The organism is Mycobacterium decipiens (genome assembly GCF_963853665.1).
GTDB lineage: Bacteria > Actinomycetota > Actinomycetes > Mycobacteriales > Mycobacteriaceae > Mycobacterium > Mycobacterium decipiens.
Genome location: NZ_OY970459.1, coordinates 876611 through 891278, shown reverse-complemented (window position 1 = coordinate 891278; position 14668 = coordinate 876611). Strand labels below are relative to the sequence as shown.

At 65.3% G+C, this 14668-nt stretch carries 13 protein-coding genes; 8 read left to right on the top strand and 5 right to left on the bottom strand.

Annotation, left to right across the window (positions count from 1 at the left end):
- Positions 1 to 2: 2 nt before the first annotated feature.
- Positions 3 to 620 (bottom strand): DUF7158 domain-containing protein, encoded by a 618-nt coding sequence (locus AADZ55_RS04100; RefSeq protein ID WP_085323492.1) that lies wholly within the window; start codon positions 618 to 620, stop codon positions 3 to 5.
- Positions 617 to 4831, bottom strand: coding sequence for an NEW3 domain-containing protein (locus AADZ55_RS04095; protein ID WP_119184882.1), 4215 nt, complete (start codon positions 4829 to 4831; stop codon positions 617 to 619). The genes AADZ55_RS04100 and AADZ55_RS04095 overlap by 4 nt, the downstream gene beginning before the upstream one ends.
- 94 nt (positions 4832 to 4925) lie before the next feature.
- Between AADZ55_RS04095 and AADZ55_RS04090 the strand changes: the two genes are divergently transcribed.
- The 8 genes from AADZ55_RS04090 (at position 4926) to mmaA4 (ending at position 12446) form a co-directional block, all read left to right on the top strand.
- Complete coding sequence (locus tag AADZ55_RS04090; protein ID WP_085323747.1) at positions 4926 to 5459, top strand: DinB family protein; 534 nt, start codon at positions 4926 to 4928, stop codon at positions 5457 to 5459.
- Positions 5460 to 5461: 2 nt separating this feature from the next.
- Complete coding sequence (locus AADZ55_RS04085) at positions 5462 to 6058, top strand: DinB family protein (protein WP_085323493.1); 597 nt, start codon at positions 5462 to 5464, stop codon at positions 6056 to 6058.
- 138 nt (positions 6059 to 6196) lie between these two features.
- Positions 6197 to 7543 (top strand): ABC1 kinase family protein, encoded by a 1347-nt coding sequence (locus AADZ55_RS04080; RefSeq protein ID WP_207569006.1) that lies wholly within the window; start codon positions 6197 to 6199, stop codon positions 7541 to 7543.
- Between the two features lie 9 nt (positions 7544 to 7552).
- Entirely contained in the window at positions 7553 to 8467 is a 915-nt protein-coding gene (locus tag AADZ55_RS04075; RefSeq protein WP_085323495.1) for an alpha/beta fold hydrolase, read from the top strand.
- Positions 8468 to 8554: 87 nt separating this feature from the next.
- Complete coding sequence (mmaA1, locus tag AADZ55_RS04070; protein WP_085323496.1) at positions 8555 to 9415, top strand: mycolic acid methyltransferase MmaA1; 861 nt, start codon at positions 8555 to 8557, stop codon at positions 9413 to 9415.
- 169 nt (positions 9416 to 9584) lie between these two features.
- A complete protein-coding gene (mmaA2, locus tag AADZ55_RS04065) occupies positions 9585 to 10448 on the top strand; it encodes a cyclopropane mycolic acid synthase MmaA2 (RefSeq protein WP_085323497.1) in 864 nt (287 codons plus the stop codon).
- Positions 10449 to 10594: 146 nt separating this feature from the next.
- Positions 10595 to 11476 carry a methoxy mycolic acid synthase MmaA3 gene (gene mmaA3 / locus AADZ55_RS04060; protein WP_085323498.1) on the top strand — a complete coding sequence of 294 codons (882 nt, stop codon included), beginning with the start codon at positions 10595 to 10597 and terminating at the stop codon, positions 11474 to 11476.
- Between the two features lie 64 nt (positions 11477 to 11540).
- Entirely contained in the window at positions 11541 to 12446 is a 906-nt protein-coding gene (gene mmaA4 / locus AADZ55_RS04055; protein WP_085323499.1) for a hydroxymycolate synthase MmaA4, read from the top strand.
- A 24-nt stretch (positions 12447 to 12470) separates the two neighbouring features.
- Here mmaA4 and AADZ55_RS04050 read toward each other — a convergent pair whose 3' ends face one another.
- The 3 genes from AADZ55_RS04050 to rplA all read right to left on the bottom strand — a co-directional run bounded on the left by AADZ55_RS04050 (position 12471) and on the right by rplA (position 14655).
- Positions 12471 to 12707, bottom strand: a complete 237-nt coding sequence (locus AADZ55_RS04050) for a hypothetical protein (RefSeq protein ID WP_085323500.1) — start codon at positions 12705 to 12707, stop codon at positions 12471 to 12473.
- 382 nt (positions 12708 to 13089) lie between these two features.
- Entirely contained in the window at positions 13090 to 13947 is an 858-nt protein-coding gene (locus AADZ55_RS04045; RefSeq protein ID WP_085323501.1) for a class I SAM-dependent methyltransferase, read from the bottom strand.
- Complete coding sequence (rplA, locus tag AADZ55_RS04040) at positions 13948 to 14655, bottom strand: 50S ribosomal protein L1 (protein WP_085323502.1); 708 nt, start codon at positions 14653 to 14655, stop codon at positions 13948 to 13950.
- Positions 14656 to 14668 lie beyond the last annotated feature (13 nt).

Here is a 14668-nt window from a genome sequence, read left to right as displayed (position 1 = left end):
GCTCAGTGCCGGTGGGTGTTGTCGGGTTGACGCGGGTCGCCCGGATGCTCGTAGCCGGGGGCCAGCCTGACCAGCGCGGCCCGGTGCGCATCCAGCCATACCCGGAACGCGCGACGGCGCGCGGCCCCCAGCAGATGCTCGGTGATCGCGTGCCGCACCTGCCCCAGTGGAGGGGGGACCACCGCCGGGGCGCGCCAACCGTGCGCGCCGGGGCATAGCGCGGCGAACCGCAGCGGGTTGCGGACGTGGTAACCGGCCACATCGTCGTCGGTGACTTCGACCCCCGCGGTGACGTCGGCGAACAACGCCCGCGCCCGCGGATCCGCCAGCACCGCGGCGGCGACGCTGCCGATCTCCAGCCGGGCGGTCACGTCGGGCAGCAGGTCCGCCTCGGTCGGGGCGTCGGCCACAGTCAGGCCACGCGCGGCGGCCTCGGCGGTGACCAATCGCTCGGTCACGATCAGTTGGGTGAGCCAGCGCCGCAGTTGCCGTCCCTCGCTGGTGCCGCTCGCCGGGAGTGCGGCCGCTCGCGGTCCGCTACGCAGCCGCGCTTCCCACTCGTCGACTTCATCGACCGGTACCGCGACACCGGCAACGGTCGCGATCAGGTGCCCGCTCATATCACGCTCACCTGCACCGCCGGCGAATAGACCAACCGGCCCGCACAGCCGACCCGGACCAGGGCCCACCACTTGCCGGGTTCCAGCCAGGCCGGCGGAGTCACGTCGAAAACCAGCTCGGCCGTGCCCCGGGCGGGCAGCACAGCACCCTGTGCGGCCGGGCCGATCCACTCCCAAGTGCCCCAGGGGCTGATCACGTGCGCCTCCAAGGCCAGGTCGGCCCCAGCGCGGCTGCCGATCGTCACAGCCAGGCGGGCCGAGTTGCCGGCGGCCAGCGCGACGTCGGCCGGCCCGTCGACCAGGTAGACCAAATCCTCCAGCTCCGACTCGGCGCCGACCGCGACCACACACACGTCCTCGACCAGCTGGCGCCAGGCGGCCGGTACCGCCGTGCCCGCGACGCGCAGCTGCGCCCGAACCGGATACCGCCCCGGCGGCGTGTGAGCCGGAACTGCCAGCACCACGTCGGCCTCCAGGTGCTCGCCGGCGCACAGCGTGAACGGCAACTCAGCCGGTGCGACCGACCAGCCGACCGGACACACCACTTCGACCCGGCCGCGCAGCACGGAATCGGTGCAGTCGCTGGCCGCGGTTAGGTGCAACACCACGTCATCGCCCGGCTCGCCGCTCACCCGCTGCGGGTGCAGGTGGGCGACCGCGGGCAGCCCGCCAAGCGGCGCCGGGCCGCGATTGTGCAGCCAGTAGCGCGCGTACAGCGGCTGGGCGGTCTCGGCGTGCGGTGCCAGCGCGACGCCCCGGCCGGTGCTGCCGGAAACGGCCCCAGCCATGTCGAGCCGGGCCAGCACGGTGGCAACCTGATAACCATGCAGCTCGACCGCTCGCTTCCGCCCCTTTGACGTTCCGAGCGGCTTTTCCAGCAGATCGGCCAACCGGACTGCACGTACCTTGCCGAGCCCAGAGCCGATAGCGGCGCGAATAGTCGCCCCGATCGTTTCCACCAGCCGAATGGCCACTTGCGCGGGTTCCACCGACGCCGCGCTGCCACTGGCCATGGGGTTGTTCGCCGCTTTGAGGGCACCCAGTTGCACCGAGTCGGCGGGCTCGACCTGCAGCAGTGAGCCGACCGCCGGCAGCTTGCCCCGCGGTGTTCGTCGGACTACCGCCCGCAACGGGTGGGAGAACTGCGCGCTGCGCGCCGGGATCCGGGCGCGCCGCCAGTCGCCGCCGCCGCACACCAGCGCGTAGTCGAAATCGTGTGTCCAGTGCTGAAGTTGGAAGTTCGAGCCGTCGGGCGCGGCGCGGCGTGGTTCGTCGGTCCAGACTCCGGACGGCCATCCGGTGCACGACCGCATCAGCGCAGTGTGCAGGGTTCCTTCGGAGTCGACGGCGAAGCTGGGCACCCCACGGTTGAGCAGCGCGACCGTGCGGGCTTCGAAGGGCTCCATTCGCGGAGGCGCCTGCTGATTGACGACGATCTCGGCGTCAGCCAGGTCGTCGGCCAGCGACGCCACCGCGGCACTCAGGTTCTTCTCATCCCGGCCGTCGATCACCAGCACCGGCAGGGCGCACGGCGCACGCAGGTCGGCGCCCGGCACCCAAGCCCGTGTCAACGGCGAGAACTCTCGTGCGGCCGGCACCCACACCCGGGCCCTACCGGTCCGCTCCAGCTGCCACTCGAGTTCGGTGGTGTAGACCGCGTCGGCTTCGGCCAACACGGCCTTGGTGAACGTGTTGCGCGCCGGTCCACCCAGCGCGATCCGGGTGTCCGGCAAATTGGAATCCACATCGAGGTGGCCGTAGCGCGGCTTGTCGGCGCCGCTGCAGGTCGCCGTGACACCCGCGCGGACCAGCGCGACCATCAGCTCGCGCGCCATCTGGCCGGACATCGTCTCCGACGGCGTCACGACCTCGGCCACCGCCACCGCCCGCACCGCGTCACTCGCGCGTATCCGCACCGCCGATGACAACCCGAACCAGCCGAAAGCCGGGTTGTCCAGCGTCCACAGATGCTGCGCGGTGTCCACCGATTCGGCCCCCGCGTGCAGCAACGCGAAACCACGCCCGACGACGGCGTCGCCCACCTCACTGATCGGCATGGCGCCGGGTACCGGACACGGCCAACGCAGTCGCAACAACCGGTCTTCGCCGGTGAACTCGTCGATGGTGGTGCGGCAGTCCACCCGCGCCACGCCGTGCCACAAGGTGAGGATCTGGGTGTAGCACAGCAGTGTGCCGATCCGGCCCCGCACGACCAACCGCTGACCGACCGGGCTGTGGTAGACCCGCACGGCGGCCGGCGATGCCGAGGAGCAGACCACCGGCCCCTTGGGCAACAGGTGCCACGGGCCCTCCCCCTGGGTCGGGTGCGACGAGTACTCCTCATAGACGGCCAGCTCGTTGCCCACCCGGCCGCCGGCGATGAGCTGGCGGCCGTCATGAACCAGCGAGTTCACCGCCCCGCCACGCTCGGGGTCGACGGTCAACCGGAAATGCTCGTTGGCGATCTCCCAATCATTCGAGCCATCGACCGACTCCCAGCCTGGCGTGTCGTCGACGGGGACCAGCCGGTAGCACCGCCAGCCCAGCGACGGCACGTCGCGTGCCAGCCAGGTGACGGATCGTCCATCGTGCTCGACGAGCGCGGCCACCTCGGCCCCGTCGGGATCGACCACCCGTACCCCCGCGCCCAACGGCGGGTCGAGCCGGGCGGTCACGACGTCGGTGCGCTGGTGGATCAGCGGGTTCCACACCACCACCGCGTCACGCGCACCCGTGACCGGGTGGGACAGCAGCGCCAACGAATTGTCGCGGGCAGCACCGCCGAGCTCCCACGCGTCGCGCCAGCCGGTCAGCAGGTCGAGGTAGACCTGGTCGGACTCCGAGCCGGTGATGGCGTCGTGGTGCGCCCCGTAAGCCAGCTGCACCCACGCCTTGGCCAACGCCGCGTGCGGATACTCGGCGCCGGTCATCAGCGCGGCGAACACCGCGAACCGCTCGGCATCCAGGACGGCGTTCTCCGCGGCCCGGTTGGCTTGTTTGGTGTCGATGTACGACACGTCCTTGCCGGTGTAAATCGGGTTCATGTCGCGGGTCTGCGGCGACGGCACGGCACCGCGCTCGGCCAGTTCGGCACGCACCGCGGCGAAGAACTCACTGGGCAGCGCGCACACGAATCGCGGCCAGGCGTAGCGCGAGCCCCAGTCACGGTGGATAGCGGTGACCCATTTGTTCGGCGGGGTGTAGTCGGTGCCGACCGGCAGCAGCACGTTGCGGGTCAGCGCAACCTTCTTGAGCTGATCGAACAGCGCGTAGGTGGCCTCCTCGGCTTCGGCCAGCGAGGTGGACGAATCCATCCACCAACCCGCCGAGTAGTGCGCCGGCATGTAGTGGGTGAGCAAGCCCCGTCCCGACGGCGAGATCCACTCGAACTCGCTGGAGAACTGCATGCGGTCCACGTCGCCGCCCTGGGACGGACCCCATTGGTGGTGTGGCCCGCGGGCCCACGAACTTGACGTCAGCCCGGCATCGGCGGCCATCCCGGGGAATTGCGGGTCATGGCCGAACACGTCGAGCTGCCACGCGGTGGCTGGCTCGGCGCCCAGTACATCGCGCTGAAAACCGATCCCGTGCACCAGGTTTCGAATGGTTGTCTCCGGGCTGGTGAGGTTGGTGTTGGGTTCGTTGTAGGTTCCGCCCATCACTTCGACCCGGCCCTGCGCGAGGAACCGGCGCAAGTCGGCGCGGTCCTGCGGGCGGGTGTCCCAGTACGGCTTGAGGTAGTCCACCTCGGCCAGCACGAACTTGTACTCGGGCTCACGGCGAGCCATCTCCAGATGCGCATGCACCAGCTCGAAGCCATTGGTCTGACGGGCTCGTCCGGGCGGGTCTTCGCGCCACTGGCTGGTATAGGCGCCCTGGGTGTTCCACCAGACCGGGTCGTAGTGAAAGTGGCTGATCATGAACATCGTCCACCCGGGCTCGGCCACGGCAAACTCGAAAGCCAGGCTCGGTCCATCGGCGACATGCACCCGCGCCGTCCGCCGCTCGCCGACGACCGGTGCCCTTATCGTGACCGGAATCTCGATGACTTCGTCACCGATACCGGTGGCCGCCGCTCCGCGTAACCCGTCGCCATCGATGCGGATCGGCGTCGACTCGGTGCACCCGGCGACCCCGACGCGGACCAGCTGCAGCGGCTTGTCCGGCTGGCCAACGAAAAGGTCGGTCGATTCCGCCGAAACCACCTGCATGATCGAACCCTACGGCGGCCCACCATCGCGACAAAGGACCATTGCCGGCCGAGCGGCGCGAACACTGTCGCCCGTTGCTGGAAGGCTCGGAACCATGACGGAACTGACCACACAATTGGCCGATCAGCTCGACTGGCATTGGCGCGAACAACTGCGCCCTCGATTACACGGGCTTACCGACAACGAATACTTCTGGCAGCCGGTGCCCAATTGCTGGACGGTATATCCGGACGGATCGGTGGACTACGAATTCCCAGCCCCTAGCCCCGCACCATTCACGACGATCGCCTGGCGCCTGGCGCACGTCATCGTCGGCGTGTTCGCGATACGCAACCACCACCACTTCGGTGGACCGCCGGCTGACTACCAAAGTTGGGATTACGCCACTGACGCCGTCACCGCGCTGCGTCAACTCGATGACAGCTACGCGGCGTGGACCATCGGCGTTCGGTCGCTATCCGCCACCGACCTGACCCGCCGCTGCGGTCCAGCCGAGGGGCCCTACGCCGAGCACCCACTCATCGACCTGGTCTTGCATATCAATCGGGAAGCGATCCACCATGGCGCCGAGATCGCTTGCCTGCGAGACCTTTATCTTCATCAACCAACCACCGACCGGAAGGATTGAGCATGCCCGCCCTGGCCCCACCGGTAGCCGACGAGCGCAGCGCGCTGCGCGAGTTCCTGGCATATCACCAAAGCGCCTACTTCGCGGTGTCCTATGGCCTCACCGACGAGCAGGCCAGGTCCACACCTTCGATCAGCGCGCTGTCGATCGGCGGGCTGATCAAACACGCCACCGGTGTGCAGCGCAGCTGGATGGCGCGAGTGGCCGCCGCGCCGGACGCGCCGCCGAAGGACACCCGGCCGTTCGAGGAGATCGCCAAGGAGTTCGCGGACGAGCATGTGATGCGCCCGGATGAGACGTTGGACGGGCTGCTGCGCGCGTTGGCAGCGCAGAACGCGACATCGCTGCGGCTGGTGGAAACCGCGGACCTCGACGCCGCGGTGCCGGTTGCGCAGGACATCCCATGGTTCCCGAAGAACTTTCACTCCTGGTCGGTGCGCTGGGTGATCCTGCACGTGATCAACGAGTTGGCCCGTCACGCCGGGCACGCCGACATCGTGCGGGAAACCATCGACGGCGCCACCATGTACGAACTGATCGCCGGGTTGGAGAACTGGGAACCGCGACCGTGGGTCACGCCTTGGCAACCTAAGCACTGACGGCGCCGCCGAACGTGCAATCAGCGCGAATTCGCGGCCGGATTTTCGCAATGGCTGCACATTGGGCGGCCGCTACCAGCACGTGAGCGGGTTCACGCAAATTGGGACTTGACTGGGCGGGTTTGGCACACTGCTGGGATGAGTTCCACCAAACACCGCGAGGTGGTCAAGCTTGACCGGGTGCCGTTGCCGGTCGAAGCGGCCCGGGTTGCCGCCACCGGTTGGCAGGTCACCCGCACCGCCGCTCGGGTCGTGACCAGGCTGCCGGGTAGGGGTCCATGGCAGCAGAAGGTGATCAAACAGCTCCCCAAGACCTTTGCCGAGCTGGGCCCGACGTACGTCAAGTTCGGACAGATCATCGCGTCCAGCCCGGGGGCGTTCGGAGAGTCGCTGTCCCGCGAATTCCGCGGCCTGCTCGACCGGGTGCCACCCGCGAAAACCGGCGAGGTGCACAAGCTCTTCGTCGAGGAGCTCGGCGACCAGCCGGCCAAGCTGTTTGCCACGTTCGAGGAGGAGCCGTTCGCTTCGGCGTCCATCGCCCAGGTGCACTACGCGACGCTGCACAGCGGCGAGGAAGTCGTGGTCAAGATCCAGCGTCCGGGCATCCGCCGCCGGGTCGCCGCCGACCTGCAGATTCTGAAGCGTTTCGCGCAGACCGTCGAGCTGGCCAAGCTGGGTCGCCGGCTCTCGGCGCAAGATGTGGTGGCCGACTTCTCCGACAACCTGGCCGAAGAGCTGGACTTCCGGTTGGAGGCACAGTCGATGGAGGCCTGGGTCTCCCACCTGCACGCCTCGCCGCTGGGCAAGAACATCCGGGTGGCGGACGTGCATTGGGACTTCACCACCGAGCGGGTGTTGACGATGGAGCGGGTACACGGCATCCGCATCGATAATGCCGCCGCCATTCGAAAGGCGGGCTTCGATGGCGTCGAGTTGGTGAAGGCGCTGCTGTTCTCGGTGTTCGAGGGCGGTCTTCGACACGGGCTGTTCCACGGTGACCTGCACGCGGGCAACCTCTATGTCGACGAGGCGGGCCGCATCGTGTTCTTCGACTTCGGCATCATGGGCCGCATCGATCCCCGCACCCGCTGGCTGCTGCGCGAACTGGTTTACGCGCTGTTGGTGAAGAAGGACCACGCTGCAGCCGGCAAGATCGTCGTGCTGATGGGCGCCGTGGGGACCATGAAGCCCGAAGCCCAGGCCGCCAAGGATCTCGAAGGCTTCGCCACTCCGCTGACCATGAAGTCGCTGGGCGACATGTCCTACGCCGACATCGGCCGCCAGCTGTCGGCACTGGCCGACGCCTACGACGTCAAGCTGCCGCGTGAGCTGGTGTTGATCGGCAAGCAGTTCCTCTACGTCGAGAGGTACATGAAGCTGTTGGCGCCCAACTGGCAGATGATGGCGGACCCGGAGCTGACGGGGTACTTCGCCAACTTCATGGTCGAAGTCAGCCGCGAACATCAAACAGACATCGAGGTCTGAGGGGTACTAGTGAAAGTTCGCAGCGGCACCGCCGTGTCGGGCCCATCTGGACACGTGCAGCTCTACTACGAGGACATGGGTGACCCGAATGACCCACCCGTGCTGCTAATCATGGGCCTGGGCGCGCAACTGCTGCTGTGGCGCACCGACTTCTGCGAGAAGCTCGTTGGCCTGGGCCTGCGCGTGATCCGCTACGACAACCGGGACGTTGGTCTGTCCACCAAGACGGAGCGTCACAGCTCCGGTCAGCCACTGGCCATGCGGTTGACCCGCGCCTGGCTCGGTCTGCCCAGCAACGCGGCATACACCCTGGAACACATGGCCGACGACGCCGCGGCCTTGCTGGATCACCTGGACATCAAGCACGCCCACATCGTCGGGGCGTCGATGGGCGGCATGATCGCCCAGGTATTCGCCGCACGATTCGCGGAGCGGACCAAGACGCTGGCGGTCATCTTCTCCAGCAACAACCACAGGTTCCTGCCGCCGCCTGCCCCGCGCGCCCTGCTCGCGCTCATCAAGGGTCCGCCACCGGATTCGCCGCGCGATGTCATCATCGACAACTCCGTCCGGGTCAGCAAGATCATCGGCAGTCCGCGCTATCCGATGCCCGAGGAGCAGGTACGCGCCGAGGCGGCCGAATGCTACGACCGCAATTTCCACCCGTGGGGTATCGCCAGGCAGTTCAGCGCGATCCTGGGCAGCGGCAGCCTGCTGCGCTACGACCGGCAAATCGTCGCGCCGACCGTGGTGATCCACGGGCTGGCCGACAAGTTGATGCGGCCGGCGGGCGGCCGGGCGGTCGCCCGAGCGATCCGCGGCGCCCGGTTGGTCCTTGTCGAGGGCATGGGCCACGACCTGCCAGCACAGCTGTGGGATCGGGTGATAGGCGAACTGAAGACCAATTTCGCCGAGGCCGGCTGAGCCACCACAAGCCCGCTTTGGGACTTCGATGTGCGGGTATCACGCAAACGTCAGAGGTTGTACCGTTGCCCCGGGAGGTTGCCTCATATGGCCAAGCTGAGACCGTACTACGAAGAGTCGCAATCGGCATATGACATTTCCGATGACTTCTTCGGGTTGTTCCTCGATCCCACCTGGGTCTACACCTGCGCGTACTTCGAACGCGACGACATGACGCTCGAAGAGGCACAACTGGCTAAGTTGGATCTGGCGTTGGACAAGCTGAACCTCGAGCCGGGGATGACGTTGCTCGACATCGGGTGTGGGTGGGGCGGTGCGCTCGTCCGGGCCGTCGAGAAGTACGACGTCAACGTCGTCGGCCTCACGCTCAGCCGGAATCACTATCAACGCAGCAAAGACCGGTTGGCCGCGATCCCGACCATGCGGCATGCCGAGGCGCGGCTGCAGGGGTGGGAAGAGTTCGAAGAGAAGGTCGACCGGATCGTCAGCTTCGAGGCGTTCGACGCGTTCAAGAAGGAGCGGTATGCGACATTCTTCGAACGCTCATACGACATCCTTCCCGGCGACGGTCGGATGTTGTTGCACAGTTTGTTCACGTATGACCGCAGGTGGTTGCACGAGCAAGGCATTGCACTGACGATGAGCGATATCCGTTTCCTCAAGTTCCTGCGGGAGTCGATTTTCCCCGGTGGCGAACTCCCGTCAGAACCCGACATTGTCGACAATGCGCGGGCCGCGGGGTTCGCCGTCGAGCAGATCCAGGTGCTGCAGCGGCACTACGCACGAACCCTCGATATGTGGGCCGCCAACCTGGCGGCCGCCCGCGAACGTGCCATCGCCGTGCAGTCCGAAGAGGTCTACAACAATTTCACGCACTATCTGACCGGATGCGCGGACCGCTTCCGCAGGGGTCTTATCAACGTCGCCCAGTTCAGCATGACCAAGTAGTCCGTCTATCCAAGTCCGCGACCTGGCCTGGGCGAACCCGGTCGCGGTTTAGTGGTAGGACCGCGGATCGGATAGCATGCCTCGAGCATATGGGCAGGGGGAAACATCGGTTGCGTTCCGTGCAGACACCGGAGGGCCACCTAGGGTCCGGAAAGGGCATAACACGGTCATGGCCAACGACTTGACGCCGCACTTCGACGACGTGCAGGCGCACTACGACCTATCCGACGACTTCTTCCGACTGTTTTTGGATCCGACCCAGACCTACAGTTGCGCGTACTTCGAGCGCGAAGATATGACGCTGGAAGAGGCCCAGATCGCCAAGATCGACCTGGCGCTGGGCAAGCTGGGCCTGCAGCCCGGCATGACGCTGCTCGACATCGGCTGCGGCTGGGGCGCCACCATGCGGCGCGCGATGCAGCAGTACGACGTCAACGTCGTTGGCCTGACACTGTCGAGGAACCAGGCCGCCCATGTGCAGAAGTTGTTCGACCAGATGGACGGCCCGCGCAGCAAGCGAGTGGTGCTAGACGGGTGGGAACAGTTCGACGAGCCCGTGGACCGCATCGTGTCGATCGGTGCGTTCGAGCACTTCCGCCACGACCGCTACGACGACTTCTTCGCGAAGGCCTACAAGATCCTGCCCGCGGACGGGGTGATGTTGCTGCACACCATCACCGGCCTGACCAAGCAGCAGATGATCGACAACGGCTTGCCGCTGTCACTGTGGCTCGCTCGTTTCCTCAAGTTCATCATGACCGAAATCTTTCCCGGCGGGCAGCCGCCGACGATCGAGATGGTGGAGGAGCAGGCACCGAAGGCGGGTTTCAAGCTGACTCGCCGCCAATCACTGCAGCCGCACTATGCCAGGACCCTTGACCTGTGGGCACAGGCCCTGGAAGCCCACAAAACCGAGGCCATCGCCATCCAGTCCGAAGAGGTGTACGAGCGGTACATGAAGTACCTGACCGGCTGCGCCAAGATGTTCCGGGTCGGCTACATCGACGTCAACCAGTTCACCCTGGAGAAGTAGTGACCGCGCCGTCAAAGCGATATTTGGCGGGTCCTGACCGAGAAAGACCTACGCAAAAAACCATGAATCCATGCGATACGCCGTGCAGCGTGTAGGGTGCCGGGGATGGCCACCTCGTGAAGGTGCCCACCACAGTGGGAGGACACATGTCTGATAACTCAGCGGGCACCACAAAAACGCGGTCCAACGTCGACGACGTCCAAGCGCATTACGACCTTTCCAACGAGTTTTTCGCGCTCTTCCAGGATCCGACTCGTACCTACAGCTGCGCCTATTTCGAGCGTGAGGACATGACGCTGGAAGAGGCCCAGATCGCCAAGCTCGACCTGACGCTGGGCAAACTGGGGCTACAGCCCGGGATGACCGTGCTCGACATCGGCTGCGGCTGGGGTTCGGTGATGAAGCGCGCCGTCGAGATGTACGACGTCAACGTCGTCGGATTGACCCTATCGAAAAACCAACACGCCCACTGCCAGCGAATGCTCGACCAAATCGATACGAACCGCTCGCATCGGGTACTGCTGAGCGACTGGGCAGACTTCAACGAGCCGGTGGACCGCATCGTCACCATCGAAGCGTTGGAGCACTTCGGTTTCGACCGCTACAACGACTTCTTCAAGTTCGCCTATGACGCAATGCCCGCCGACGGCGTGATGCTGCTGCACTCGATCACAGGGTTGCACCCGAAGCAGGTCATAGAGCGCGGCATACCGTTGTCGTTTGAGATGGCCCGCTTCATCAAATTCATCTTGACCGACATCTTCCCGGGCGGCCGGCTGCCCACGATCGACAAGGTCGAGGAACACTCGGCGAAGGTCGGTTTCAAGGTAACCCGCGTCCAATCGCTACAACAGGATTTCGCCAAGACCCTCGACTGCTGGGCCGAGACCCTTCAAGCCCGCAAGGACGAGGCCATCAAGATCCAATCCGCAGAGGTTTACGACCGGTACATGAAGTACCTGACCGGTTGCGCCAAGGCCTTCCGCATCGGCTACATCGACTGCAACCAGTTCACGCTGGCCAAGTAAACTTTTCGTGCCACAGACGGGCTATGGGTGCACGGGCGCCGCCAACTGACACCATCCAGGAGACATGACGACAATGGCCGAGAAGCCGATTGGCCCGACTAAGACGCGTACGCGTTTCGAAGACATCCAGGCGCACTACGACGTCTCCGACGATTTCTTCGCCCTGTTCCAGGACCCGACCCGGATCTACAGCTGCGCCTACTTCGAGCCACCGGAGCTCACGCTCGAAGAAGCCCAGTACGCCAAGATCGACCTCAACCTGGACAAGCTGGACCTCAAGCCGGGCATGACACTGCTTGACATCGGCTGCGGTTGGGGCACCACCATGAAGCGCGCCGTAGAGCGGTTCGACGTCAACGTCATCGGCCTCACCCTGTCCAAGAACCAGCACGCCCGCTGCGAGCAGGTGTTGGGCGCGCTCGACACCGGCCGCTCCCGCCGGGTGCTGCTGCACGGCTGGGAAGACTTCGCCGAACCCGTCGACCGGATCGTGTCCATTGAGGCCTTCGAGCACTTCGGGCACGAGAACTACGACGACTTCTTCAAGCGGTGTTTCAACATCATGCCCGAGGACGGTCGGATGACGGTCCAGAGCAGCGTCAGCTACCACCCCTACGAAATGGCGGCCCGCGGTAAGAAGCTGAGCTTCGAAACGGCACGTTTCATCAAGTTCATCGTCACCGAGATATTTCCGGGCGGCCGCCTGCCGTCCACCGAGATGATGGTCGAACACGGCGCGAAGGCCGGCTTTGTTGTCCCCGAACCCCTGTCACTGCGGCCGCACTACATCAAGACGCTGCGGATCTGGGGTGACACGTTGGAGTCCAACAAGGACAAGGCCATCGAGGTCACCTCCGAAGAGGTGTTCAACCGGTACATGAAGTATCTGCGCGGCTGCGAGCACTACTTCACCGACGAGATGCTGGACTGCAGCCTGGTGACCTACCTCAAGCCGGGTGCCGCCGCCTAAGCACTTGGTGGAACACCGGCGGCATCACCGGCATCGCCGGTGCTTCGTTGCCGCAGAACGCTTTTGGCATGGCGTATGCAGGCCGGCGGCTTGCCAGCGGTGCAAGATTTCCTCGATCACGTCCGGATGGCTGCCGAGATGGGGGCGCACGAACGGCACCGGCGCCGTCTGGATGAACAGCGAGGCCGACACCAGCGTGCGGGTCGCATAGAACAGGTCGTCGCGGAAGCGGTCGATGCCGCCCTCGGCGTGCTGGTACACCGGGGGTTTCGATCGGCAGGTACGAAGTCGACGGACCGACGCACAGGCCAGCCTCCGGCCAGCCCATGCGTTCCATCAGGCGGGTCCGCAGGAATTCCTTCTGGCTGGTGGTCAAGTTGTGTCATCAGCTTTTCACGACTTCAACTATCTCCGCGGGAAATTTTGCCGTGCAATTTGGATTCTCGCGCTGGGATCACTGCGCACGCATACCTACGCTTCATTCGTACTACATACTCGTGAATTTCCAGCCCAAGCACATCGTGCCAACGGACGAATTTCCTCCCTATGGACGGAATTCTTCCTCGGCTAATCGGTGGAGGAAAAATCAACCGATCTGCTTCAGACAAGAAAGGAGAGATAGCCGAGCCGGCCGTCAGGAAGGCTACGGGCGCCGCCCCCAAGCCGCCAGAAAGCCTGGTCCGAGGTCCCAGAACTGGGGGTCAGCGAGCAGGCGTTGGGCCTGGTTGATCTCCTCGTCACAGCTCAACTGGGCATCAAGGATGCGAGGTCGCACCGCCTCCAGGGTTAAACTCCAGAACCTCGCCATCGGGGTGCCGCCCTGTATCGCCGGCAGTATCGCCGACACTCCAACATCTCGGTACCCATGGCGCTGCAGCGGCTCGGGAAAGCTGCGGGCCCACTCGTAATCGGTGCCAGTAAGGGCGAGCACATCGACCCATGCTTGCATCACCTTGCGGTAGATGGGATTACGGCTGCTGAGCACCGAAAACGAAGCGCAGTCCACGACCACCAGCACGCCCTCCGGTGCCAGCCATGGAATGATTCGGCCTAGGATCTCCTCCCGTTGCTCGATGTGCTCGAGGACGGAGCGGGTGTGGATTGCGTCGAAGGAGCCAGGCGGAAACTCGCCGGTGACCACATCGTGCTTCAGGACCCGGATGCCCGCATCCGCTAGCGGTTGGAGCAGACGAGTGTCGACATCGGTGGCGGTGACAAGCGACGGATCGCCGGCCTCACGCGCGAGCCAACTAGCCACCGAACCCGTCCCGGCTCCGATGTCCAGGCCACGACAACCTCGCCCGAATCCGGCGGTACGAATGGCGTCAATGCTCAGCGCATCGACGGTGGCGGCAAGCAGGTTCAATCGCTCGTGCTCACCGGACCAGTCTTTGGTCAGCACGTATTCGTTGCGCTGGCCGATATGCCGGGGCGCCATCGCCGGGCTGACGTCGGGTTTAGCGCGGTGTCGGCTGCGCTCGTCGGCGCCGCAGGCGCCCACTCACTCCGCCGCGAAGTTCCGGGTGATGGATGGGTCGACCGGAATGCCCGGGCCAGTCGTCGTCGACACGGTGATCTTCTTCAGGTAGCGGCCCTTCGACGACGACGGCTTGAGCCGCAGCACCTCGTCAAGCGCAGCGCCGTAGTTCTCCGCCAAGTTCTTCTCGTCGAACGACGCCTTGCCGATGACAAAGTGCAGGTTGGCCTGCTTGTCCACGCGGAAGTTGATCTTGCCGCCCTTGATGTCCGCGACGGCCTTGGCCACGTCGGGGGTGACAGTGCCGGTCTTGGGGTTCGGCATCAGGCCACGAGGCCCCAGCACCCGTGCGATACGGCCGACCTTGGCCATCTGGTCGGGGGTCGCGATCGCCGCATCGAAATCCAGCCAGCCACCCTGGATTTTCTCGATCAGATCGTCACTGCCGACCACATCGGCCCCCGCGGCGACGGCGGCATCGGCCTTCTCGCCGACCGCGAACACCGCGACCCGCGCGGTTTTACCGGTGCCGTGCGGCAGATTCACCGTGCCGCGGACCATCTGGTCTGCCTTACGCGGATCGACGCCGAGCCGGATCGCCACCTCAACGGTCGCGTCCTGCTTGGTCGAGGACGTCTCTTTGGCAAGCTTGGCCGCCTGCAGCGGGGTGTAAAGGTTGCTGCGGTCCACCTTCTCGGCCGCAGCGCGATATGCCTTGCTGGTCTTGCTCATTTGATATCCAATC

Bases quoted from the DNA above. Each gene is read 5' to 3' on its own strand.
- AADZ55_RS04090 (WP_085323747.1), top strand. From the start codon at position 4,926: ATGACGGAACTGACCACACAATTGGCCGATCAGCTCGACTGGCATTGG.
- AADZ55_RS04080 (WP_207569006.1), top strand. From the start codon at position 6,197: ATGAGTTCCACCAAACACCGCGAGGTGGTCAAGCTTGACCGGGTGCCG.
- rplA (WP_085323502.1), bottom strand. From the start codon at position 14,655: ATGAGCAAGACCAGCAAGGCATATCGCGCTGCGGCCGAGAAGGTGGAC.
- mmaA1 (WP_085323496.1), top strand. From the start codon at position 8,555: ATGGCCAAGCTGAGACCGTACTACGAAGAGTCGCAATCGGCATATGAC.
- mmaA3 (WP_085323498.1), top strand. From the start codon at position 10,595: ATGTCTGATAACTCAGCGGGCACCACAAAAACGCGGTCCAACGTCGAC.
- AADZ55_RS04100 (WP_085323492.1), bottom strand. From the start codon at position 620: ATGAGCGGGCACCTGATCGCGACCGTTGCCGGTGTCGCGGTACCGGTC.
- AADZ55_RS04085 (WP_085323493.1), top strand. From the start codon at position 5,462: ATGCCCGCCCTGGCCCCACCGGTAGCCGACGAGCGCAGCGCGCTGCGC.
- AADZ55_RS04095 (WP_119184882.1), bottom strand. From the start codon at position 4,831: ATGCAGGTGGTTTCGGCGGAATCGACCGACCTTTTCGTTGGCCAGCCG.
- mmaA4 (WP_085323499.1), top strand. From the start codon at position 11,541: ATGACGACAATGGCCGAGAAGCCGATTGGCCCGACTAAGACGCGTACG.
- mmaA2 (WP_085323497.1), top strand. From the start codon at position 9,585: ATGGCCAACGACTTGACGCCGCACTTCGACGACGTGCAGGCGCACTAC.